The organism is Sphaerisporangium rhizosphaerae, assembly GCF_042665155.1.
In the GTDB taxonomy this organism is placed as follows: Bacteria; Actinomycetota; Actinomycetes; order Streptosporangiales; family Streptosporangiaceae; genus Sphaerisporangium; species Sphaerisporangium rhizosphaerae.
This window is the reverse complement of the sequence record NZ_JBHTCG010000005.1, coordinates 357,400-379,466: the sequence shown is the minus strand read 5'-3', so window position 1 is coordinate 379,466 and position 22,067 is coordinate 357,400. Positions and strand designations below refer to the sequence as shown.

Sequence of the window (22,067 nt, the reverse complement as noted above, 5' to 3'; positions counted from 1 at the left end):
CGCTGTGCCTCAACGTCGAGGTGCTCTCCAGCGACGGCATGTCCATCGAGATGCGCGACACCGACGAGGACGTCTTCCGCGCGGCGGAGGAGCTCGGCATCGACCTGTCCCGGCGCGAGCCGAGCAGTGTCGAAGAGGTCTGATTTTCAAGCGAGGGGATAACAAGTGCTCGACGTCAACTTCTTCGACGAGCTCCGCATCGGCCTCGCCACGGCCGACGATATCCGGCAGTGGTCCCACGGCGAGGTCAAGAAGCCCGAGACCATCAACTACCGCACCCTGAAGCCCGAGAAGGACGGACTCTTCTGCGAGAAGATCTTCGGTCCGACCCGCGACTGGGAGTGCTACTGCGGCAAGTACAAGCGCGTCCGCTTCAAGGGCATCATCTGTGAGCGCTGTGGCGTCGAGGTCACGCGCGCCAAGGTGCGCCGCGAGCGGATGGGCCACATCGAGCTGGCCGCGCCGGTCACCCACATCTGGTACTTCAAGGGCGTCCCGTCCCGCCTGGGATACCTGCTCGACCTCGCCCCGAAGGACCTGGAGAAGGTCATCTACTTCGCGGCGTACATGATCACGTATGTCGACACCGACATGCGTGCTCGTGACCTGCCCTCGCTGGAGGCCAAGATCTCCGTCGAGCGGCAGCACATCGAGCAGCGCCGCGACGCCGACATCGAGGCCCGCCAGAAGAAGCTCGAGTCCGACCTGGCCGAGCTGGAGGCCGCCGGCGCCAAGGGCGACCAGCGCCGCAAGGTCCGCGAGGGCGCCGACCGCGAGATGCGTCAGCTCCGCGACCGCACCCAGCGCGAGCTGGACCGCCTCGAGGAGGTCTGGAGCCGCTTCAAGAACCTCAAGGTCCAGGACCTCGAGGGCGACGAGCTGCTGTACCGCGAGATGCGCGACCGCTTCGGCCGCTACTTCCGCGGCGGCATGGGCGCCCAGGCGATCCAGGAGCGGCTGAACAACTTCGACCTGGCCGCCGAGGCCGAGTCGCTGCGCGAGACCATCCGCAGCGGCAAGGGTCAGAAGAAGGCCCGCGCGCTCAAGCGGCTCAAGGTCGTCTCGGCGTTCCTCACCACCCGCAACTCGCCCAACGGCATGGTGCTCGACTGCATCCCGGTGATCCCGCCGGACCTGCGGCCGATGGTGCAGCTCGACGGTGGCCGCTTCGCGACCTCCGACCTCAACGACCTGTACCGCCGGGTGATCAACCGCAACAACCGCCTCAAGCGGCTTCTCGACCTCGGCGCGCCCGAGATCATCGTGAACAACGAGAAGCGGATGCTCCAGGAGGCCGTCGACGCGCTGTTCGACAACGGCCGCCGCGGACGTCCGGTCACCGGGCCGGGCAACCGCCCGCTGAAGTCGCTGTCGGACATGCTCAAGGGCAAGCAGGGCCGTTTCCGGCAGAACCTGCTCGGCAAGCGCGTCGACTACTCCGGCCGTTCGGTCATCGTCGTCGGCCCGCAGCTCAAGCTGCACCAGTGCGGCCTGCCCAAGCAGATGGCCCTGGAGCTGTTCAAGCCGTTCGTGATGAAGCGCCTGGTCGATCTCAACCACGCGCAGAACATCAAGTCGGCCAAGCGCATGGTCGAGCGGGCCAGGCCGGTCGTGTGGGACGTGCTCGAAGAGGTCATCACCGAGCACCCGGTGCTGCTCAACCGCGCGCCGACCCTGCACCGCCTGGGCATCCAGGCCTTCGAGCCGCAGCTGGTCGAGGGCAAGGCCATCCAGATCCACCCGCTGGTCTGCACCGCCTTCAACGCCGACTTCGACGGCGACCAGATGGCGGTCCACCTGCCCCTGTCGGCGGAGGCCCAGGCCGAGGCGCGCATCCTGATGCTCTCGACCAACAACATCCTCAAGCCGGCCGACGGCAAGCCGGTGACCATGCCCACCCAGGACATGATCATCGGTCTGTACTGGCTGACCACGCAGCGGGACGGCGCCGAGGGCGAGGGCCGCGTGTTCGGCTCGGTCTCCGAGGCGCTCATGGCCTTCGACCGCCGCGAGCTGGACATCCAGGCCCAGATCCAGGTCCGGGTCAAGGACGTCCCGCCGCCGCGGGGCTGGTCGGCCCCCGAGGGCTGGGAGGCCGGCGAGGCCTACCGCCTGGAGACCACGCTGGGCCGGGCGCTGTTCAACCAGACGCTGCCCGACAACTACCCGTTCGTGAACTCCCAGATCGGCAAGAAGCAGCTCTCGGCGATCGTCAACGAGCTGGCGGAGAAGTACCCGAAGGTCGAGGTCGCGGCCGCTCTGGACGCGCTCAAGGACGCGGGCTTCCACTGGGCCACGCGGTCCGGCGTCACGATCTCCATCGACGACGTCGTCGCGCCGCCGAACAAGGCCGAGATCATGGAGTCCTACGAGCGCCGGGCCGACAAGGTCCAGCGCGAGTACGAGCGCGGTCTGATCACCGACGAGGAGCGCCGTCAGGAGCTCATCGAGATCTGGACGCACGCCACGGCGGACGTCGAGACCGACATGGTGAACGCCTTCCCGGCGACCAACTCCGTCTGGATGATGGTCAACTCCGGCGCCCGAGGCAACAAGATGCAGGTGCGTCAGATCGCCGGCATCCGCGGCCTGGTGTCCAACACCAAGGGTGAGACGATCCCGCGGCCGATCAAGTCCTCCTTCCGCGAGGGCCTGTCGGTGCTGGAGTACTTCATCTCCACCCACGGACAGCGCAAGGGTCTGGCCGACACCGCGCTGCGCACCGCCGACTCGGGTTACCTGACCCGTCGTCTGGTGGACGTCGCGCAGGACGTCATCGTCCGCGAGATCGACTGCGGCACCGACCGCGGCGTCCCGCTGCACGTCGGCGAGCGCGACTCGGGCGGCAACCTGGTCAAGGCCGAGAACGCCGAGAGCAACGTGCACGGCCGCATCCTGGCCGAGGACGTCGAGGTGGACGGCAAGGTCGTCGCGACGGCCGGCGCCGACATCAACGACGCCATCGTCACGGCGCTGGTCGACGCCGGCATCGAGACGGTCCGCACGCGCAGCGCGCTGGTGTGCGAGGCCAAGATCGGTGTCTGCGCCACCTGCTACGGCCGCTCCCTGGCCACCGGCAAGCTCGTGGACGTCGGCGAGGCGGTCGGCATCATCGCCGCCCAGTCGATCGGCGAGCCCGGCACTCAGCTGACGATGCGTACCTTCCACACCGGTGGTGTGGCGGGCGCGGACATCACCCACGGTCTGCCCCGTGTCCAGGAGCTGTTCGAGGCGCGCGTCCCCAAGGGCGTCGCCCCGATCAGCGAGGCGGACGGCCGGGCGCGCATCGACGAGACCGACAAGACCCGCAAGATCGTGATCACGCCGGACGACGGTTCCGACGAGATCGCCTACCCGGTGTCCATGCGGTCGCGTCTGCTGGTCAGCGACGGTCAGCGCGTGACGGTGGGCCAGCAGCTCATCGCCGGTGCGGTCAACCCCAACGAGGTGCTGCGCATCCTCGGCCCCCGGGCCGTGCAGCTGCACCTGGTGGCCGAGGTCCAGCAGGTGTACCGCTCGCAGGGTGTGTCGATCCACGACAAGCACATCGAGATCATCGTGCGGCAGATGCTCAAGCGCGTGAACGTGCTGGAGTCCGGTGACACCGACCTGCTGCCCGGCGAGCTCGTCGAGCGGCCGCGCTTCGAGATGGTCAACCGCGAGGTCGTCGCCGAGGGCGGCACCCCCGCCTCCGGCCGTCCGGTCCTCATGGGCATCACCAAGGCGTCGCTGGCCACCGAGTCCTGGCTGTCGGCGGCGTCCTTCCAGGAGACCACGCGGGTGCTCACGGACGCGGCGATCCACGCCAAGTCCGACAGCCTGCTGGGTCTGAAGGAGAACGTCATCATCGGTAAGCTCATCCCGGCCGGTACGGGCATGTCCCAGTACCGCAACATCCGGGTCGAGCCGACCGAGGAGGCCAAGGCGGCGATGTACACCGTCGGCGGCTACGACGGCTCGGCGACCGACTACACCTTCGGCACCGGCAGCGGCGAGGCCGTGCCGCTGGAGGAGTACGACTTCGGTCAGTACAACCGCTGACGGCGGGGCCGGCGGCGCCGGTCCCACCTCGCGGCAGGGCGAACGCAGGGGCGCCCGCTCCCGGCAACGGGGGCGGGCGCCCCTCGCCGTGTTCCAGGGCCGTCCGGTGGCGTCCTGAGGGCCGCCGGGCGGCAACACGGGAAATCGTCGAGACGGGTCCGTGGGTGGCGTAAACTTGTCTGGTGCCCGATAGCGGCCGGGGGGAAACCGGCCGCGGGCCACGACACGAACCGAGCGCACAAGCGGCTCGGCGCAGCCGTTTTGACGTGTTGCGATGGGCTGGGTAGTCTTGCCCTTCGTGCCCGTGGCTTCATGGGCTCACATGCGTGCGCTCGCCAGGCCCTTCACGGGCCGGCCGGTCGCCGTGTGATCTCCTCCACCGGGTGCCGGCCTCTTCGCCGGGCGAAGTCGGCAAAGATCGCGACACGCCCGAGCGCGTGGGTCGGAGCCGAGGGAAAAACAGCAGGTCATGACACCGGCAGAGCCTGCGAAACGCACGACTTTTCGAATCACCGGCCAAGCACGAACGGAGACGCGGTGCCCACGATTCAGCAGCTGGTCCGCAAGGGCCGCCAGGACAAGGTCAGTAAGACCAAGACACCGGCGCTCAAGGGGAGCCCCCAGCGGCGCGGCGTCTGCACGCGCGTGTATACGACGACCCCGAAGAAGCCGAACTCGGCCCTCCGCAAGGTGGCGCGTGTCCGGCTCACCAACGGCATCGAGGTGACGGCCTACATCCCTGGTGTGGGCCACAACCTCCAGGAGCACTCCATCGTGCTCGTGCGTGGCGGTCGTGTGAAGGACCTGCCGGGTGTTCGCTACAAGATCATCCGTGGTTCGCTGGACACCCAGGGCGTCCGCAACCGCAAGCAGGCCCGCAGCCGCTACGGCGCGAAGAAGGAGAAGAGCTGACATGCCGCGCAAGGGTCCCGCTGGGCGCCGACAGCTTGTCGCAGACCCGGTGTTCAACTCGCCGCTGGTCACCGCGCTCATCAACAAGGTGCTTCTGAACGGCAAGCGCTCGCTCGCCCAGACGATCGTCTACGACGCCCTCGAGGGCTGCAGGGACAAGTCGGGCAACGACCCGGTTGTCACCCTGAAGCGCGCTCTCGACAACGTCAAGCCCACTCTTGAGGTCCGCAGCCGCCGTGTCGGTGGCGCGACCTACCAGGTGCCGGTCGAGGTGCGCGCGGCGCGCAGCACCACCCTGGCACTGCGCTGGCTGGTGCAGTACTCCCGCGCCCGCCGCGAGAAGACCATGACCGAGCGGCTGATGAACGAGCTGCTCGACGCGAGCAACGGTCTGGGCGCCAGCGTGAAGCGGCGTGAGGACACGCACAAGATGGCCGAGTCCAACAAGGCCTTCGCCCACTACCGCTGGTAACCCCAGCGGCGACGACGAGACGACGAGGACGCGAGAGAAGTGGCGACATCGACCGCTCTTGACCTGGCCAAGGTCCGCAACATCGGGATCATGGCCCATATCGACGCGGGCAAGACCACCACGACCGAGCGCATCCTGTTCTACACCGGTATCAACTACAAGATCGGTGAAGTCCACGAGGGCGCTGCCACGATGGACTGGATGGAGCAGGAGCAAGAGCGCGGCATCACGATCACCTCTGCCGCGACCACCTGCGAGTGGCTTGATCACACGATCAACATCATCGATACGCCCGGCCACGTCGACTTCACCGTCGAAGTGGAGCGCTCGCTGCGCGTCCTCGACGGCGCTGTGGCGGTTTTCGACGCCGTGGCCGGCGTCGAGCCGCAGTCCGAGACGGTGTGGCGGCAGGCGGACCGCTACGGCGTCCCGCGCATCTGCTTTGTGAACAAGATGGACCGCGTCGGCGCCGAGTTCCACCGCTGCGTCGACATGATCGTGTCGCGCCTCGGCGCGACGCCGCTCGTCATCCAGCTTCCCTGGGGCGTCGAGGCCGACTTCAAGGGCGTCATCGACCTGGTGAAGATGAAGGGCCTGATCTGGAGCGCCGAGGCGGCCAAGGGCGAGATGTACGACACCGTCGACATCCCGGCCGACCACGCCGAGGTGGCGCGCGAGTGGCGCGACCGGCTCATCGAGACGGCCGCCGAGCACGACGACCAGCTCATGGAGCTCTACCTGGAGGGCGTCGAGCCCACCGAGGAGCAGCTCGTCGCCGGCATCCGCCGCGCGACGCTGGCCAGCGCGCTCAACCCGGTCCTGTGCGGCACCGCGTTCAAGAACAAGGGCGTGCAGCCTCTGCTCGACGCGATCGTCGCCTACCTCCCCGCCCCGACCGACATCCCCGCCTTCAAGGGGCACGCGGTCGGCAAGGAGGAGGAGGAGATCGAGCGTCACGCGGACCCGAACGAGCCGTTCTCGGCGCTGGCGTTCAAGATCATGAGCGACCAGCACCTGGGCAAGCTCACCTTCATCCGCATCTACTCCGGCACGCTCGAGACCGGCACCTCCGTGGTGAACTCGGTCAAGGGCAAGAAGGAGCGCATCGGCAAGATCTACCAGATGCACGCCAACAAGCGCGAAGAGCGCCCGTCGGCGCACGCTGGTCAGATCGTGGCGGTCATGGGTCTGAAGGACACCACCACCGGTGACACCCTCTCCGACCCGGCCAACCAGGTCGTCCTGGAGTCGATGACGTTCCCGGCGCCGGTCATCAACGTGGCGATCGAGCCCAAGACCAAGGGCGACCAGGAGAAGCTCAGCACCGCGATCCAGCGCCTGGCCGAGGAGGACCCCTCCTTCCAGGTCCGCCGGGACGAGGAGACCGGGCAGACGGTCATCTGGGGTATGGGCGAGCTCCACCTGGAGATCCTCGTCGACCGGATGCGCCGCGAGTTCAAGGTCGAGGCCAACGTCGGCCGCCCGCAGGTCGCCTACCGCGAGACCATCCGCCGCAAGGTGGAGAAGGTCGAGTACACGCACAAGAAGCAGACCGGTGGTTCCGGCCAGTTCGCGCGCGTGATCATCGACCTGGAGCCGCTGGGCGAGGGCAACGACGGCTACGAGTTCTCCAACAAGGTCAGCGGTGGCCGCATCCCCCGGGAGTACATCCCGTCGGTGGACGCGGGCGCCCAGGAGGCCGCGGAGTTCGGCGTGCTGGCCGGCTACCCGATGGTGGGTGTGAAGGTCACCCTCCAGGACGGTGCCTACCACGAGGTCGACTCCTCCGAAATGGCCTTCAAGATCGCTGGTTCGATGGCCTTCAAGGAGGCCGCCCGCCGCGCGGACGCCGTGATCCTGGAGCCGATGATGGCCGTCGAGGTCACCACGCCCGAGGACTACATGGGCGATGTCATCGGCGACCTGAACGGTCGGCGCGGGCAGATCCAGGCCATGGAAGACCGTTCCGGGGCGAAGGTCATCAACGCCCTGGTGCCGCTGTCAGAGATGTTCGGCTACGTGGGCGACCTTCGCAGCAAGACCCAGGGCCGGGCTGTCTACAGCATGCAGTTCAACTCCTACTCGGAGGTGCCCCCGGGCATCGCCAAGGAGATCGTCGCGAAGGCTCGGGGCGAATAAGCACCGGACCCGGACGGCCGGGGACGTCGAGCGATCGTCGTCCCCGCCGGCGGGGGACAGGGACGACAAGTCCCAGACCCAACCGGCTCGGGCGGCGACCACCGCCGCCCGGGGATCGGGCTCCGAGCCCGAGTGAGACTAGCAAGTCACGTCAGAATCTCTAAGGAGACAGAGCAGTGGCCAAGGCCAAGTTCGAGCGGACCAAGCCGCACGTGAACATCGGCACCATTGGGCACATCGACCACGGCAAGACCACTCTGACCGCGGCGATCACCAAGGTGCTCCACGACCGTTTCCCTCACCTCAATGAGGCGACCCCGTTCGACAAGATCGACAAGGCGCCCGAGGAGAAGGCCCGCGGCATCACCATCTCCATCGCGCACGTCGAGTACCAGACCGAGAAGCGCCACTACGCTCACGTGGACTGCCCCGGTCACGCCGACTACGTGAAGAACATGATCACCGGTGCGGCGCAGATGGACGGCGCGATCCTCGTGGTCGCCGCCACCGACGGCCCGATGCCGCAGACCAAGGAGCACGTCCTCCTGGCCCGCCAGGTCGGCGTCCCCTACATCGTCGTCGCCCTGAACAAGGCCGACATGGTGGACGACGAGGAGATCCTGGAGCTCGTCGAGCTCGAGGTCCGCGAGCTGCTCTCCGCCCAGGAGTTCCCGGGCGACGACCTGCCGGTCGTCCGCGTCTCGGCGCTGAAGGCGCTCGAGGGCGACGAGAAGTGGGGCGACTCGATCATCGAGCTCATGAACGCCGTGGACGACAACGTCCCCGAGCCCGTTCGTGACACCGACAAGCCCTTCCTCATGCCGATCGAGGACGTCTTCTCGATCACCGGCCGCGGCACCGTCGTGACCGGTCGTATCGAGCGCGGCATCGTCAAGGTCAACGAGACCGTCGACATCATCGGCATCAAGGAGAAGAGCACCACCACCACCGTCACCGGTGTGGAGATGTTCCGCAAGCTCCTCGACGAGGGCCGGGCCGGTGACAACGTCGGTCTGCTCCTGCGTGGCATCAAGCGCGAGGACGTCGAGCGCGGCCAGTGCATCATCAAGCCGGGCACGACCACCCCGCACACCGAGTTCGAGGCGCAGGTCTACATCCTGTCCAAGGACGAGGGCGGCCGCCACACGCCGTTCTTCAACAACTACCGCCCGCAGTTCTACTTCCGTACCACGGACGTGACGGGCGTCGTGACCCTTCCCGAGGGCACCGAGATGGTCATGCCCGGTGACAACACCGAGATGTCCGTCCAGCTCATCCAGCCCATCGCGATGGAGGACGGTCTCAAGTTCGCCATCCGCGAGGGTGGCCGCACCGTCGGTGCGGGTCGAGTCACGAAGATCATCAAGTAGCACGACCGCGGGTCGGCGGTCGGACTCCGAGAACGGGTCCGGCCGCCGCACCACGAAGGGGTCGCCTCGGCGGCCCCGGAGCCCACGGTGAGCTCCGAGCCCAGCCGGGCCCGTGATCTCGCAGTCGTCTCGGCCGCCGCGACCGAGATGACTGCAAGATCACGGAAGAGGTGGCGGGCCATGGGGCGCAAGTCACGTGGGACACCCATAGCGGCAAAAGGCCGCACGAAACTTTTGCAGGACGACAGCGAAGGACACCGAGGCCACTATGGCGGGACAGAAGATCCGCATCCGGCTTAAGGCCTATGACCACGAGGTCATCGACAGCTCGGCCAAGAAGATCGTCGAGACGGTGACGCGGACTGGCGCGAAGGTCGCGGGCCCGGTGCCGTTGCCGACCGAGAAGAACGTGTACTGCGTCATCCGCTCGCCGCACAAGTACAAGGACAGCCGTGAGCACTTCGAAATGCGCACGCACAAGCGGCTGATTGACATCATCGATCCGACGCCGAAGACCGTCGACTCGCTCATGCGTCTCGACCTTCCGGCCGGCGTCGACATCTCGATCAAGCTCTGAGGGAACGCACTGACATGGCTAAGCAGATCAAGGGCGTCCTGGGCAAGAAGCTCGGCATGACCCAGGTCTTCGACGAGGGCAACCGGATCGTCCCGGTCACCGTCATCGAGGCCGGTCCGTGCGTGGTGACCCGCGTCCGCACTGAGGACAAGGACGGCTACTCCGCTGTTCAGCTCGGCTACGGGCAGGTGGACCCGCGCAAGGTGAACAAGCCGCTTGGTGATTATCTGCGCAAGCACGACATCACCCCGCGCCGCTACTTCGTCGAGCTTCGGACCTCCGACGCCTCCGAGTACACGCTCGGCCAGGAAGTTCTGGCCGACACCTTCGAGGCCGGCCAGCACATCGACGTGACCGGCAAGAGCAAGGGCAAGGGCTTCGCGGGTGTCATGAAGCGTCACGGCTTCAAGGGCCTCAGCGCCTCGCACGGCACCCAGCGCAAGCACCGCTCGCCCGGCTCCATCGGCGGCTGCGCCACTCCGGGCCGCGTTTTCAAGGGACTGCGCATGGCGGGCCGGATGGGCAACGTCCGCACCACCGTCCAGAACCTCAAGGTTCACGCCGTGGACGCCGAGAAGAACCTCATCCTGGTCAAGGGTGCGGTCCCCGGCGCCAACGGCAGCCTGGTCCTCATTCGCACCGCTGCCAAGAAGGGGGCTGCCAAGTGAGCACCACCGTTGACGTCCTCGACGCGGCCGGGGCGAAGACCGGGAGCGTCGACCTGCCGGAGGACATCTTCGGCGCCAAGGTCAACATCCCGCTGATCCACCAGGTCGTCGTCGCCCAGCTGGCCGCGCGCCGGCAGGGCACCCACAAGACGAAGACCCGCGGTGAGGTCAGCGGTGGCGGCAAGAAGCCGTACCGCCAGAAGGGCACCGGCCGGGCCCGCCAGGGCTCGACCCGCGCGCCGCAGTTCACCGGCGGTGGCACCGTCCACGGCCCGCAGCCGCGTGACTACACCCAGAAGACGCCCAAGAAGATGAAGGCCGCCGCCCTGCGCGGGGCCCTCAGCGACCGGGCTTCCGGCGGGCGCGTGCACATCGTGGACAGCCTGGTCACCGGGGACACCCCGAAGACCAAGGCCGCTCTCGATGCGCTCCGCAACATCTCCAAGGCTCGCAGCGTCCTGGTCGTGGTCGACGCGGACGACGAGCTCACCTGGCTGAGCCTGCGCAACGCCCCGGAGGTCCACCTCCTGGACGCCGGCCAGCTCAACACGTACGACGTGCTCTGCTACGACGACGTGGTCTTCACGCGTGAGGCGTACGACCAGGTCGTGGCTCGGCTGGGCGGCAGCGGGAAGGAAGACGCCTGATGCAGAAGATCGCCGACCCGCGCGACATCATCATCAAGCCGATCGTCTCTGAGAAGAGCTACGGCCTGATCGATGAGCACAACAAGTACACGTTCTTGGTGCGCAAGACGGCCAACAAGACGCAGGTGAAGATCGCTGTCGAGCAGATCTTCGGCGTCAAGGTCACCAGCGTGAACACGATCAACCGCCAGGGCAAGCGTAAGCGGACGAAGTTCGGTTACGGCCAGCGCCCGAGCACCAAGCGGGCGATCGTGAGCCTGGTGGAAGGCGATCGGATCGACATCTTCGGTCAGATCAGCTGATCTCCGCCGCCGCATTGCCAAGCAACATCGACAAGGGATGAACGAAAAAGATGGGCATCCGTAAATACAAGCCGACGACTCCGGGTCGCCGCGGCGCGAGCGTCTCGGACTTCGCCGAGATCACGCGCAGCACGCCGGAGAAGTCGCTGCTTGCTCCCCTGCACAGCAAGGGTGGTCGTAACGTCCACGGCCGGGTGACCGCGCGTCACCAGGGCGGTGGGCACAAGCGTGCTTACCGGATCATCGACTTCCGGCGCCACGACAAGGACGGCATTCCGGCCAAGGTCGCTCACATCGAGTACGACCCCAACCGGACGTCGCGCATCGCGCTCCTGCACTACGCGGACGGCGAGAAGCGCTACATCCTCGCTCCCACGGGCATCAAGCAGGGCGACCGCATCGAGAACGGCCCTGCGGCCGACATCAAGCCGGGCAACTGCCTGCCGCTGCGCAACATTCCGACCGGTACCTTCATCCACGCCGTGGAGCTGAAGCCGGGCGGCGGCGCGAAGCTGGGCCGGTCCGCCGGCGCGCAGATCCAGCTGCTGGCCAAGGAAGGGCAGTACGCCACGCTGCGTATGCCCTCCGGTGAAATGCGCCAGGTGGACGTGCGCTGCCGCGCTTCGGTCGGCCAGGTCGGCAACGCCGAGCAGGCCAACATCAACATCGGCAAGGCCGGTCGTAACCGCTGGAAGGGCAAGCGCCCGACCGTCCGCGGTGTCGCGATGAACCCGGTCGACCACCCGCACGGTGGTGGTGAGGGCAAGACCTCTGGTGGTCGCCACCCGGTGAACCCCAAGGGCAAGCCCGAGGGCCGTACCCGTCAGGCCAACAAGGCCAGCGACCGACTGATCATCCGTCGGCGGAGCAAGAGGAAGAAGCGGTAGGAGCAGCCTAAATGCCACGTAGCCTTAAGAAGGGCCCGTTCGTCGACGGCCACCTGATGAAGAAGGTGGACACGCAGAACGAAAAGGGCACCAAGAACGTCATCAAGACGTGGTCGCGGCGCTCCATGATCGTGCCGGACATGCTGGGCCACACGATCGCCGTCCACGACGGGCGCAAGCACGTCCCGGTGTTCGTCACCGAGTCGATGATCGGTCACAAGCTGGGCGAGTTCGCGCCGACGCGGACCTTCCGCAGCCACGTCAAGGAAGACCGGCGGAGCCGGCGGTAAGCGCCTTAGGAAACGAGGAGTAAGCGATGGAAGCCAGGGCTCAGGCGCGGTTCGTCCGCGTCACGCCCCAGAAGGCCCGCCGCGTGGTGGACCTCATTCGCGGGCTGCCCGCTTCGGAGGCGCAGGCCGTGCTGCAGTTCGCCCCCCAGGCGGCGAGCGAGCCGATCTTCAAAGTGCTCACGAGCGCGATGGCGAACGCCGAGCACAACTTCAAGCTCGACCGCGAGACGCTGGTCGTGAGCCGGGCGTGGGTCGACGAGGGCCCGACGCTGAAGAGGTTCCGTCCCCGTGCCCAGGGCCGTGCCTATCGGATCAACAAGCGGACGAGCCACATCACTGTGATCGTCGAAGCCCGGCCTGAAGGCCAGGGCAGGCCGAAGGGAAGGACCCGCTAGTGGGCCAGAAGGTTAACCCGCACGGGTTCCGGCTCGGCATCACGACCGACTTCAAGAGCCGGTGGTACGCCGACAAGCTGTACAAGTCCTACGTCGCCGAGGACGTCTCGATCCGCCGCATGCTGCAGAAGGGCATGGAGCGGGCCGGCATCTCCAAGGTCGAGATCGAGCGCACCACCGACCGCGTCCAGGTCGACATCCACACCGCCCGGCCGGGCATCGTCATCGGCCGCCGCGGCGCCGAGGCGGACCGCATCCGTGGCGACCTCGAGAAGCTGACCAAGAAGCAGGTCCAGCTGAACATCCTCGAGGTCAAGAACCCCGAGGTGGACGCCCAGCTCGTCGCCCAGGGCGTGGCCGAGCAGCTGTCGAGCCGGGTCTCCTTCCGGCGCGCGATGCGCAAGGCCATGCAGTCGGCGATGAAGAGCGGCGCCAAGGGCATCCGTGTCCAGTGCGCCGGTCGTCTCGGCGGCGCCGAGATGTCGCGCTCGGAGTTCTACCGCGAGGGCCGTGTGCCCCTGCACACCCTTCGCGCGGACATCGACTACGGCTTCTACGAGGCCCGCACCACCTTCGGCCGCATCGGCGTGAAGGTGTGGATCTACAAGGGCGAGGCCCCGACCAGCCGCGCCGAGCGCGAGGCGGCCGCGGCCGGCGCGCGCGAGGGCGGCCAGCGTCGCGACCGCACCGACAGGCCGCAGCGCGGCCGGGGCGCGGGCGGCGGCGGCGGTCGTGGCCGTGACGGCGGCGCCCCCCGTGGCGGCGGCCGTGGCCCGAGGACCGAAAGCACCGCGCCCGCTGGGGCGCCCGAGACCGGCCCGGCGGAGCAGCCGGGTGCTGAAGGGAGCTGACCATGCTGATCCCGCGCAGGGTCAAGCACCGCAAGCAGCACCGGCCTGACCGCAGCGGAGCCGCCAAGGGCGGCACCAGGGTCGTGTTCGGCGAGTTCGGCATCCAGGCGCTTGAGCACCACTACGTGACCAACCGCCAGATCGAGGCCGCTCGTATCGCCATGACCCGGCACATCCGCCGTGGCGGCAAGGTGTGGATCAACATCTACCCGGACCGTCCGCTGACGAAGAAGCCCGCCGAGACCCGCATGGGTTCCGGTAAGGGTTCGCCGGAGTGGTGGATCGCCAACGTCAAGCCCGGCCGCGTCATGTTCGAGCTCTCGGGCGTCTCCGAGCCGGTGGCCCGCGAGGCCCTCCGGCGCGCGATGCACAAGCTCCCGATGAAGTGCCGGTTTGTTAAGCGTGAAGTGGGTGAGGCGTGATGGCTAAGGGCCTGACCGCCGGTGAGCTGCGGACTTCTGACCAGGACGAACTGGTCACGAAGCTGAAGGAAGCCAAGGAGGAGCTGTTCAACCTCCGCTTCCAGGCGGCGACCGGTCAGTTGGAGAGCCACGGGCGGCTTCGCGCCGTCCGCCGCGAGATCGCCCGTATCTACACCGTGATGCGCGAGCGCGAGCTCGGCATCGTCACGGTCGAGAAGGAGCCGAGCGATGGCTGAGACAACTGAGAGCACCGACAAGCAGGCGCGGAACTACCGCAAGACCCGTGAGGGTCTGGTGGTCAGCGACAAGATGGACAAGACCGTCGTCGTCGCCGTCGAGGACCGCGTGAAGCACCCGCTGTACGGCAAGGTCATCCGCCGTACGACCAAGTACAAGGCCCACGACGAGGCCAACTCCTGCGGCGTCGGCGACCGCGTCCTCCTGATGGAGACCCGGCCGCTGTCCGCCACCAAGCGGTGGCGGGTCGTGGAGATCCTCGAGCGGGCCAAGTAAGTCGCCTTGCGGGAGACCCCTCTGGAAGGGGGTCTCCCGCGCGGGCGTCCCCCCTGGCGCCGGCCGTGCCGGCGCCAGGGCGCATCAGACCGAAATCTAGTTCCGCCAGGCTCATGATTGAGAACCGGCGTGACACACGGGAGTTGACGTGATCCAGCAGGAGTCGCGGCTCAAGGTCGCCGACAACACGGGTGCCAAGGAGATCTTGTGCATCCGCGTGCTCGGCGGCTCGGGTCGGCGCTACGCGGGTATCGGCGACATCATCGTCGCGACGGTGAAGGACGCCCTTCCCGCCGCCGGCGTCAAAAAGGGTGATGTGGTCAAGGCTGTCGTGGTGCGCACCACTAAGGAGCGCCGCCGCCCGGACGGCTCCTACATCCGCTTCGACGAGAACGCCGCGGTCATCATCAAGGACAGTGGCGACCCTCGGGGCACGCGTATCTTCGGTCCGGTGGGTCGCGAGCTGCGCGAGAAGAAGTTCATGCGCATCATCTCGCTCGCGCCGGAGGTGTTGTAAATGCCGAAGCTGCATGTGAAGAAGGGTGACCTCGTCCAGGTCATCGCCGGTAAGGACAAGGGTGCCAAGGGTCGTGTGATCCAGGCGATCCCGCGGGAGGACCGCGTGATCGTCGAGGGCGTCAACATGATCAAGAAGCACTCCAAGGTCACCCACCAGGGACCGCGCGGTGCCAAGGAAGGCGGCGTGCAGACCATGGAGGCCCCCATCCACGTGAGCAACGTCAAGAAGCTCAAGGATGAGGCGAAGAAGGACGACAAGCCCGCCAAGAAGGCCGAGAAGGCCGACGAATCGGGTGAGGACAACTGATGACCGCCACCACAACTGAGACCGAGCGCGCGGTTCCGCGCCTCAAGGAGCGCTACCGCGCGGAGATCGCCGACAAGCTGCGTGAGCAGTTCGGCATCGAGAACGCCATGCAGATCCCCAGGCTCACCAAGATCAAGGTGAACATGGGCGTCGGCGAGGCGGCTCGTGACTCCAAGCTCATCGAGGGCGCGGTGCGCGATCTCACCGCCATCACCGGCCAGAAGCCGGCCGTCGCCCACGCTCGCAAGTCCATCGCCCAGTTCAAGCTGCGCGAGGGCATGCCGATCGGCGCGCACGTGACGCTCCGCGGCGACCGCATGTGGGAGTTCCTCGACCGGCTGCTGTCCCTCGCGCTCCCGCGCATCAGGGACTTCCGCGGCCTGTCGCCCAAGCAGTTCGACGGCAACGGGAACTACACCTTCGGTCTCACCGAGCAGGTCATGTTCCACGAGGTGGACCCCGACCGGGTCGACCGTCAGCGTGGCATGGACATCACGGTCGTGACCACCGCCACGAACGACGACCAGGGCCGGGCGCTGCTCAAGCTTCTCGGCTTCCCCTTCAAGGAGGCCTGATGGCCAAGAAGTCTCTGATCGCGAAGGCCGAGCGCAAGCCGAAGTTCGGCGTGCGGGCGTACACTCGATGCTCGCGCTGTGGCCGGCCCCGCGCCGTCTACCGCAAGTTCGGCCTCTGCCGCGTGTGCTTCCGCGAGATGGCGCACCGGGGCGAGCTGCCCGGCATCACCAAGTCCAGCTGGTAGTCCGCGTGCGGGCTCCTCTTCGAGGGGCTCCCCGAGGGACATCCCTCCGGGAGGGGCCCGCACGGCGCCAGCCGTACATATAAGTCATATCAACCGGGCGCTGCTTCAAGCGCCCACGACCACACCGTAGGTCCCGGTCACAGGGAAACCGCGGTGAGGAGGGCCACCGGCCATGACGATGACCGACCCGATCGCAGACATGTTGACACGTCTGCGTAACGCGAACTCGGCATACCACGACACCGTGGCCATGCCGTACTCGAAGATCAAGGCGCACATCGCCGAGATCCTCCAGCAGGAGGGCTACATCCAGGCCTGGGCCGTCGAAGACGCCAAGGTCGGGAAGAACCTCGTGGTGGAGCTCAAGTTCGGGCCCACGCGTGAACGGTCAATCGCGGGCCTGCGCCGGGTTTCCAAGCCCGGTCTGCGGGTCTATGCAAAGAAGGACAACCTGCCCCGGGTCCTGGGCGGTCTGGGCGTCGCGATCATCTCGACGTCCGGCGGGCTCATGACCGACAAGCAGGCCGGCAAGCGTGGTGTGGGCGGGGAAGTCCTCGCCTACGTTTGGTAGAGGGGAGGAATCACAGCATGTCGCGAATTGGACGGCTGCCCATCCCTGTACCGAATGGTGTTGACATCACCATCGACGGCCGGGATGTCACGGTCAAGGGCCCCAAGGGCACGCTTTCGCACACGGTCGCCGAGCCGATCGTGGTCGAGAAGGGCGAGGACGGCGCGATCGCCGTCACCCGCCCCAACGACGAGCAGAAGGTCCGTGCGCTGCACGGGCTCTCCCGCACGCTGATCGCCAACATGGTGGACGGCGTGACCAAGGGATACAGCAAGACGCTGGAGATCGTCGGCGTGGGTTACCGCGTCCAGGCCAAGAGCCCGGCGCAGCTGGAGTTCTCTCTGGGCTTCAGCCACCCGGTGATCGTCGACGCCCCTGAGGGTGTCTCCTTCCGCGTCGACCGGCCGACCCTGTTCCACGTGGACGGCATCGACAAGCAGAAGGTCGGCGAGGTCGCCGCGAACATCCGCAAGCTGCGCAAGCCCGACCCCTACAAGGGCAAGGGTGTGCGGTACCAGGGCGAAGTCATCCGCCGCAAGGTCGGAAAGGCTGGTAAGTAGTCATGGCCTTCACCAAGGTTGCCAAGCACACGGCCGCGCGCGCGCTGTCGCGCTCGCGTCGTCACCGCCGCGTCCGCAAGAAGGTCGTGGGCTCTCCGGCCCGTCCCCGTCTGGTCGTCAACCGCTCCGCACGGCACCTGTTCGTGCAGATCGTCGACGACATCGCCGGCCACACGCTGGTGAGCGCGTCCACGCTGGACACCTCCCTGCGCACGGCCGAGGGCACCAAGACCGACAAGGCGAAGAAGGTCGGCGAGCTCCTCGCTCAGCGGGCCAAGGCCGCCGGGATCTCCACCGTGGTCTTCGACCGCGGTGGCAACCGCTACGCGGGCCGCATCGCGGCTCTCGCGGACAGCGCCCGTGAAGGCGGGCTGGAGTTCTGATGGGGCGAGGATCGCAACTGATGTCTCCGGCCGGCATCGCAATCAAGAGCAACGAGGAGAGGAACCACTGATGGCTGCAGCTCCGCGTCGCGGTGCCGGCGGCGGTGGTGAGCGGCGGGACCGTCGCGACGATCGCCGCGGCGGCGCTGCCGAGAAGGGCGTCTCGTACATCGAGCGCGTCGTGAAGATCAATCGAGTGGCCAAGGTCGTCAAGGGTGGTCGGCGCTTCAGCTTCACCGCCCTGGTTGTCGTCGGTGACGGCAACGGCCTGGTCGGTGTCGGATACGGCAAGGCCAAGGAGGTGCCCGCGGCGATCGCCAAGGGCGTCGAGGAGGCCAAGAAGCACTTCTTCAAGGTGCCGCGCATCCAGGGCACCATCCCGCACACCTCGCAGGGTGAGGACGCCGCCGGCGTCGTCCTGCTGCGTCCGGCCTCGCCCGGTACCGGTGTCATCGCGGGTGGCCCCGTGCGCGCCGTCCTTGAGTGCGCCGGCATCCACGACGTGCTGTCCAAGTCGCTCGGCTCGGACAACCCGATCAACATCGTCCACGCCACCGTGGCGGCTCTGAAGGGCCTCAGCAGGCCCGAGGAGATCGCCGCCCGCCGTGGGCTCCCGATCGAGCACGTCGCCCCCGTGCGCATGCTCAAGGCTCGCGCCGAGGGCATCGCCGAGGCCGCCGCGGCGGCGAAGGCGGTGAGCTAGCCGATGGCTCGTCTCAAGATCACCCAGACCCGGTCGAAGATCGGTGGCAAGCAGAACCAGCGTGACTCGCTGCGCTCGCTGGGCCTGAAGCGAATCGGCGATGTCGTCGTCAAGGAGGACCGCCCGGAGATCCGGGGCATGGTCGCCGTGGTGACGCACCTCGTCGAGGTGGAAGAGGTCGACTAGTCATGGCTAACGCTGAGAACACCAGCGGCGGCACGCCGCTGCGCCTGCACGACCTGCGGCCGGCCAAGGGCGCCAACAAGGCCAAGATCCGCAAGGGTCGCGGCGAGGCGTCCAAGGGCAAGACCTCCGGTCGTGGCACCAAGGGCACCAAGTCCCGCACGAACGTCCCTCTCGGCTTCGAGGGCGGCCAGGTTCCGCTCCAGCGGCGGCTGCCGAAGCGCAAGGGCTTCTCCAACGCCATGTTCAAGACGACCTACCAGGTCGTCAACCTGGACAGGCTCGGCGAGCTGTTCCCCGACGGCGGCGACGTCTCGGTGGACACGCTGGTCGAGCGGGGCGCGGTCCGCAAGAACCAGCCGGTCAAGGTGCTGGGAACCGGTGACATCTCGGTGGCGTTGAACGTGCAGGCGCACGCTTTCTCCGCCTCCGCGAAGGAGAAGATCGCTGCGGCCGGTGGCTCCGTCACCGAGCTGTAGTCAAGGCAGTACGAGGCGCGGGGGCTCCGTGGGAGCCGCCGCGCCCGTAGTGCGTTAGAGTGCGCTGGACAAAGGCTGTCCAGGGCTCGTTGATCAGAGACGTGCCGATGCATCACTTCCAGACCTTCGCTGACCGACACCGCCTTACAGGCGCGCAGGAGGGACCGTGCTGACCGCGATTACCCGGGCGTTCCGTACGCCCGACCTGCGCAACAAGCTGCTCTTCACACTGGCCATCATCGTGCTGTTCCGGCTGGGTTCGGTGCTGCCGACCCCGGGCGTCAACACGACGAACGTGCAGCAGTGTCTGAAAGAGGCGCAGGCGGGCGACTCCGCCAACATCTATGGCATGGTGCAGCTGTTCAGTGGCGGCGCGCTGCTGAAACTTTCAGTGTTCGCGCTCGGCATCATGCCGTACATCACCTCGAGCATCATCCTTCAGCTCCTCACGGTGGTGATCCCCCGCCTGGAGGCCCTCAAGAAGGAGGGCCAGTCCGGCACCGCGAAGATCACCCAGTACACGCGTTACCTGACCATCGGCCTGGCCGTCCTGCAGTCGACCGCGTTCGTCGCGCTCGCCCGCACCGGGCAGCTGTTCCCGAACTGCCGTCAGCCGCTCCTGGTGAACAACGACGCCTTCACCATCGTCACGATGGTGGTCGTCATGACGGCCGGCACCTCGGTCATCATGTGGCTCGGCGAGCTGGTCACCGACCGCGGCGTCGGCAACGGCATGTCGATCCTGATCTTCACCCAGGTCATCGCGGTCTTCCCCTCGGAGCTGCTGAACATCTTCCGGCAGAACGCCTTCACCTTCGTCGTGGTGATGGTGGTCGGAGTGTTCATGATCGCCGCGGTGGTGTTCGTCGAGCAGGCCCAGCGCCGCATCCCGGTGCAGTACGCCAAGCGCATGGTCGGGCGTCGCATGTACGGCGGGACCTCGACCTACATCCCGCTGAAGGTCAACCAGGCCGGCATCATCCCGGTCATCTTCGCCTCTTCGCTGCTCTACCTGCCGCAGCTGGTGGTCTCGCTGTTCGGCAACAAGGAGAACCCCGGCCCGATCGTGCAGTGGCTCGCACAGAACTTCGTCCGAGGCGACCACCCGGTCTACATGGTCACGTTCTTCGTGCTGATCATCTTCTTCACCTACTTCTACGTGTCCATCACCTTCAACCCGGTTGAGGTGGCCGACAACATGAAGAAGTACGGTGGATTCATCCCGGGCATCCGCCCGGGCCGGCCGACCGCCGAGTACCTCAACTACGTGCTCATGCGGCTGACCGCTCCGGGTTCGCTCTATCTGGGGTTGATCTCCATGGTCCCGATCATCGCGCTCGCGGTGGCCGGGGCGAGCCAGAACTTCCCGTTCGGAGGCACGAGCATTCTGATCATGGTTGGTGTTGGGCTGGACACCGTTAAGCAGATCGAGAGCCAGCTTCAGCAGCGGAACTACGAGGGCTTCCTCAAGTAGTGCGCGTCGTCCTGGTCGGGCCCCCCGGAGCGGGCAAGGGGACACAGGCCCAGTTCATCGCATCGAACCTGTCCATCCCGAAGATCTCGACAGGTGACATCTTCCGTGCCAACGTGTCGGGCGGCACGGAACTCGGCAAGCTTGCCAAGGAGTACATGGACCGCGGCGACCTCGTACCCGACGAGGTGACCGTCGCCATGGTCCGCGACCGCCTCGGGGAGCCGGACGCGCAGGAGGGTTTCCTGCTGGACGGCTTCCCGCGAAACGTGCCGCAGGCGCAGATTCTGAACAAGATGCTGGCCGAGTTCGGCACCCACCTCGACGTCGTGCTCGAACTCGTGGTCGACGACGAGGAGGTCGTGCGCCGGCTCGCCGGCCGGCGCACCTGCCGCTCCTGCGGCAAGGTGTGGCACGTGGTCTTCGACCCCCCTTCCCAGGAAGGGGTGTGCGACGCCTGCGGCGGCGATCTGTTCCAGCGTGATGACGACCGGGAAGAGACCATCCGCCACCGGCTGGAGGTGTACCAGCAGCAGACGGCTCCGCTGGTCTCCTTCTACGCCGACGAGGGCATCCTGCACGGTGTGGACGCGACCGGTCCGGTCGAAGAGATCACCCAGCGGGCGATGGCCGAACTGCGCCGCTTCGCCGACTGAGAGCCGCCGAGCGCGGCGATATAGGCACCGACGCCACCTTTGGGCCCGTCCCAAGGGTGGCGTCCGGCTTGTCGGGGGACAATCGGGGGAATTGGGATGCCGGGCGGTCCGTTGATTCACCCCAGGGGGTGCCAGTAAGTGTTCAAGAAGAACAAGCACGGAATTCAGATCAAGACACCTGAGCAGCTGGAGAAGATGCGGGCCGCCGGTCTGGTGGTCGGGCGCACGCTCCAGCTCCTGCGCGAATCCGTGCGACCCGGGATGACGCCGCTCGACCTGGACGCCATCGCCGAGAAGGCCATCCGCGACGAGGGCGCGATCCCCTCGTTCAAGGGCTACCAGGGATACCCGGCGACCATCTGCGCCTCGGTGAACGACGAGGTCGTCCACGGCATCCCGAGCGACCGCCGTCCCCTGCGCGACGGTGACGTCATCTCCATCGACTGCGGCGCCATCCTGGACGGCTGGCACGGCGACTCGGCGATCACCGTCGCCATCGGCGAGGTGGACCCGAAGCTCGCCGAGCTGATGCGGGTGACCGAGGAGGCCATGTGGCGCGGCATCGCCGCGCTGACCGTGGGGCGGCACCTGTCCGACGTCGGGTTCGAGGTCGAGCGTTACGTGCGCTCTCAGGGGCGCTACGGCATCCCGCAGGAGTACGGCGGCCACGGCATCGGCACCGAGATGCACATGGAGCCGTGGGTGGCCAACCACGGGCGGCCCGGCCGGGGCCCGCGCTTCGAGACCGGCATGTGCTTCGCCGTCGAGCCGATGGTGAACCTCGGCACCGATCGCACCCGCGTCCTGGCCGACGACTGGACGGTCGTCACCATCGACGGAAAACCGTCCGCGCATTTCGAGCACAGCGTCGCGGTGACCGATAATGGTCCTTGGGTGCTCACCGCCCTTGACGGGGGGAAGGCACGCCTTGGCGAGCTTCTGGGAGAGAAGGCCGGCACCGACGGCAAGACGGAGTGAGGCACTCCTTT

At 67.1% G+C, this 22,067-nt stretch carries 29 protein-coding genes; all 29 read left to right on the top strand.

From position 1 onward, the window contains the following. Positions 1–165: 165 nt before the first annotated feature. The 29 genes from ACFQSB_RS10760 to map all read left to right on the top strand — a co-directional run bounded on the left by ACFQSB_RS10760 (position 166) and on the right by map (position 22,056). Positions 166–4,041, top strand: a complete 3,876-nt coding sequence (locus ACFQSB_RS10760) for a DNA-directed RNA polymerase subunit beta' (protein WP_380825954.1) — start codon at positions 166–168, stop codon at positions 4,039–4,041. Between the two features lie 537 nt (positions 4,042–4,578). Beyond that, positions 4,579–4,953 carry a 30S ribosomal protein S12 gene (gene rpsL, locus ACFQSB_RS10755; RefSeq protein ID WP_061253213.1) on the top strand — a complete coding sequence of 125 codons (375 nt, stop codon included), beginning with the start codon at positions 4,579–4,581 and terminating at the stop codon, positions 4,951–4,953. A gap of 1 nt (position 4,954) precedes the next feature. After that, positions 4,955–5,425: a 30S ribosomal protein S7 gene (rpsG, locus tag ACFQSB_RS10750; RefSeq protein WP_248964948.1), complete on the top strand. Its 471-nt coding sequence runs from the start codon at positions 4,955–4,957 to the stop codon at positions 5,423–5,425. Positions 5,426–5,515: 90 nt separating this feature from the next. Then, entirely contained in the window at positions 5,516–7,564 is a 2,049-nt protein-coding gene (fusA, locus tag ACFQSB_RS10745; RefSeq protein ID WP_380825968.1) for an elongation factor G, read from the top strand. Between the two features lie 176 nt (positions 7,565–7,740). Next, positions 7,741–8,934, top strand: a complete 1,194-nt coding sequence (gene tuf, locus ACFQSB_RS10740) for an elongation factor Tu (protein WP_354837590.1) — start codon at positions 7,741–7,743, stop codon at positions 8,932–8,934. Positions 8,935–9,202: 268 nt separating this feature from the next. Continuing rightward, on the top strand, positions 9,203–9,511 hold the full coding sequence (gene rpsJ / locus ACFQSB_RS10735) for a 30S ribosomal protein S10 (protein WP_012887830.1): 309 nt from the start codon (positions 9,203–9,205) through the stop codon (positions 9,509–9,511). Positions 9,512–9,525: 14 nt separating this feature from the next. Continuing rightward, complete coding sequence (rplC, locus tag ACFQSB_RS10730) at positions 9,526–10,179, top strand: 50S ribosomal protein L3 (protein WP_354837587.1); 654 nt, start codon at positions 9,526–9,528, stop codon at positions 10,177–10,179. Beyond that, a complete protein-coding gene (gene rplD, locus ACFQSB_RS10725; RefSeq protein ID WP_380825952.1) occupies positions 10,176–10,826 on the top strand; it encodes a 50S ribosomal protein L4 in 651 nt (216 codons plus the stop codon). Before rplC ends, rplD begins: the two co-directional genes overlap by 4 nt. Further along, a complete protein-coding gene (rplW, locus tag ACFQSB_RS10720; RefSeq protein ID WP_248964952.1) occupies positions 10,826–11,128 on the top strand; it encodes a 50S ribosomal protein L23 in 303 nt (100 codons plus the stop codon). Before rplD ends, rplW begins: the two co-directional genes overlap by 1 nt. A 50-nt stretch (positions 11,129–11,178) precedes the next feature. Beyond that, the gene (gene rplB / locus ACFQSB_RS10715) at positions 11,179–12,015 is read left to right on the top strand and encodes a 50S ribosomal protein L2 (protein WP_214414915.1); all 837 of its coding nucleotides are present in this window, start codon (positions 11,179–11,181) and stop codon (positions 12,013–12,015) included. Between the two features lie 11 nt (positions 12,016–12,026). Further along, positions 12,027–12,305 carry a 30S ribosomal protein S19 gene (gene rpsS / locus ACFQSB_RS10710; protein ID WP_262849229.1) on the top strand — a complete coding sequence of 93 codons (279 nt, stop codon included), beginning with the start codon at positions 12,027–12,029 and terminating at the stop codon, positions 12,303–12,305. Positions 12,306–12,331: 26 nt separating this feature from the next. Continuing rightward, entirely contained in the window at positions 12,332–12,700 is a 369-nt protein-coding gene (rplV, locus tag ACFQSB_RS10705; protein WP_189162760.1) for a 50S ribosomal protein L22, read from the top strand. Next, on the top strand, positions 12,700–13,551 hold the full coding sequence (gene rpsC, locus ACFQSB_RS10700; protein ID WP_380825950.1) for a 30S ribosomal protein S3: 852 nt from the start codon (positions 12,700–12,702) through the stop codon (positions 13,549–13,551). Before rplV ends, rpsC begins: the two co-directional genes overlap by 1 nt. A 2-nt stretch (positions 13,552–13,553) precedes the next feature. Continuing rightward, on the top strand, positions 13,554–13,973 hold the full coding sequence (gene rplP / locus ACFQSB_RS10695; RefSeq protein ID WP_184608221.1) for a 50S ribosomal protein L16: 420 nt from the start codon (positions 13,554–13,556) through the stop codon (positions 13,971–13,973). Next, positions 13,973–14,209, top strand: coding sequence for a 50S ribosomal protein L29 (gene rpmC / locus ACFQSB_RS10690; protein WP_354837577.1), 237 nt, complete (start codon positions 13,973–13,975; stop codon positions 14,207–14,209). Before rplP ends, rpmC begins: the two co-directional genes overlap by 1 nt. Beyond that, a complete protein-coding gene (gene rpsQ / locus ACFQSB_RS10685; RefSeq protein ID WP_354837575.1) occupies positions 14,202–14,486 on the top strand; it encodes a 30S ribosomal protein S17 in 285 nt (94 codons plus the stop codon). Before rpmC ends, rpsQ begins: the two co-directional genes overlap by 8 nt. Positions 14,487–14,634: 148 nt before the next feature. Further along, the gene (gene rplN, locus ACFQSB_RS10680; RefSeq protein ID WP_189162756.1) at positions 14,635–15,003 is read left to right on the top strand and encodes a 50S ribosomal protein L14; all 369 of its coding nucleotides are present in this window, start codon (positions 14,635–14,637) and stop codon (positions 15,001–15,003) included. A 9-nt stretch (positions 15,004–15,012) separates the two neighbouring features. Then, the gene (gene rplX / locus ACFQSB_RS10675; RefSeq protein ID WP_354837627.1) at positions 15,013–15,312 is read left to right on the top strand and encodes a 50S ribosomal protein L24; all 300 of its coding nucleotides are present in this window, start codon (positions 15,013–15,015) and stop codon (positions 15,310–15,312) included. Continuing rightward, positions 15,312–15,887 carry a 50S ribosomal protein L5 gene (gene rplE, locus ACFQSB_RS10670; protein WP_354837572.1) on the top strand — a complete coding sequence of 192 codons (576 nt, stop codon included), beginning with the start codon at positions 15,312–15,314 and terminating at the stop codon, positions 15,885–15,887. The genes rplX and rplE overlap by 1 nt, the downstream gene beginning before the upstream one ends. Beyond that, positions 15,887–16,072 (top strand): type Z 30S ribosomal protein S14, encoded by a 186-nt coding sequence (locus tag ACFQSB_RS10665; RefSeq protein WP_114032742.1) that lies wholly within the window; start codon positions 15,887–15,889, stop codon positions 16,070–16,072. Before rplE ends, ACFQSB_RS10665 begins: the two co-directional genes overlap by 1 nt. 172 nt (positions 16,073–16,244) lie before the next feature. Then, positions 16,245–16,643, top strand: coding sequence for a 30S ribosomal protein S8 (gene rpsH, locus ACFQSB_RS10660; RefSeq protein WP_354837570.1), 399 nt, complete (start codon positions 16,245–16,247; stop codon positions 16,641–16,643). A 17-nt stretch (positions 16,644–16,660) separates the two neighbouring features. Next, entirely contained in the window at positions 16,661–17,203 is a 543-nt protein-coding gene (gene rplF, locus ACFQSB_RS10655) for a 50S ribosomal protein L6 (RefSeq protein WP_354837569.1), read from the top strand. A gap of 2 nt (positions 17,204–17,205) precedes the next feature. Then, positions 17,206–17,586 (top strand): 50S ribosomal protein L18, encoded by a 381-nt coding sequence (gene rplR / locus ACFQSB_RS10650; RefSeq protein ID WP_354837567.1) that lies wholly within the window; start codon positions 17,206–17,208, stop codon positions 17,584–17,586. A gap of 70 nt (positions 17,587–17,656) precedes the next feature. Next, the gene (gene rpsE / locus ACFQSB_RS10645; protein WP_347632437.1) at positions 17,657–18,289 is read left to right on the top strand and encodes a 30S ribosomal protein S5; all 633 of its coding nucleotides are present in this window, start codon (positions 17,657–17,659) and stop codon (positions 18,287–18,289) included. A gap of 3 nt (positions 18,290–18,292) precedes the next feature. Next, positions 18,293–18,475, top strand: coding sequence for a 50S ribosomal protein L30 (rpmD, locus tag ACFQSB_RS10640; RefSeq protein ID WP_030451484.1), 183 nt, complete (start codon positions 18,293–18,295; stop codon positions 18,473–18,475). A 2-nt stretch (positions 18,476–18,477) separates the two neighbouring features. Then, entirely contained in the window at positions 18,478–18,951 is a 474-nt protein-coding gene (gene rplO / locus ACFQSB_RS10635) for a 50S ribosomal protein L15 (protein WP_354837564.1), read from the top strand. A 166-nt stretch (positions 18,952–19,117) separates the two neighbouring features. Then, positions 19,118–20,425: a preprotein translocase subunit SecY gene (gene secY / locus ACFQSB_RS10630; protein WP_380825946.1), complete on the top strand. Its 1,308-nt coding sequence runs from the start codon at positions 19,118–19,120 to the stop codon at positions 20,423–20,425. Next, on the top strand, positions 20,425–21,078 hold the full coding sequence (locus tag ACFQSB_RS10625; protein ID WP_380825945.1) for an adenylate kinase: 654 nt from the start codon (positions 20,425–20,427) through the stop codon (positions 21,076–21,078). The genes secY and ACFQSB_RS10625 overlap by 1 nt, the downstream gene beginning before the upstream one ends. A gap of 138 nt (positions 21,079–21,216) precedes the next feature. Further along, complete coding sequence (gene map / locus ACFQSB_RS10620; protein WP_380825943.1) at positions 21,217–22,056, top strand: type I methionyl aminopeptidase; 840 nt, start codon at positions 21,217–21,219, stop codon at positions 22,054–22,056. The last annotated feature ends 11 nt before the right edge of the window (positions 22,057–22,067 follow it).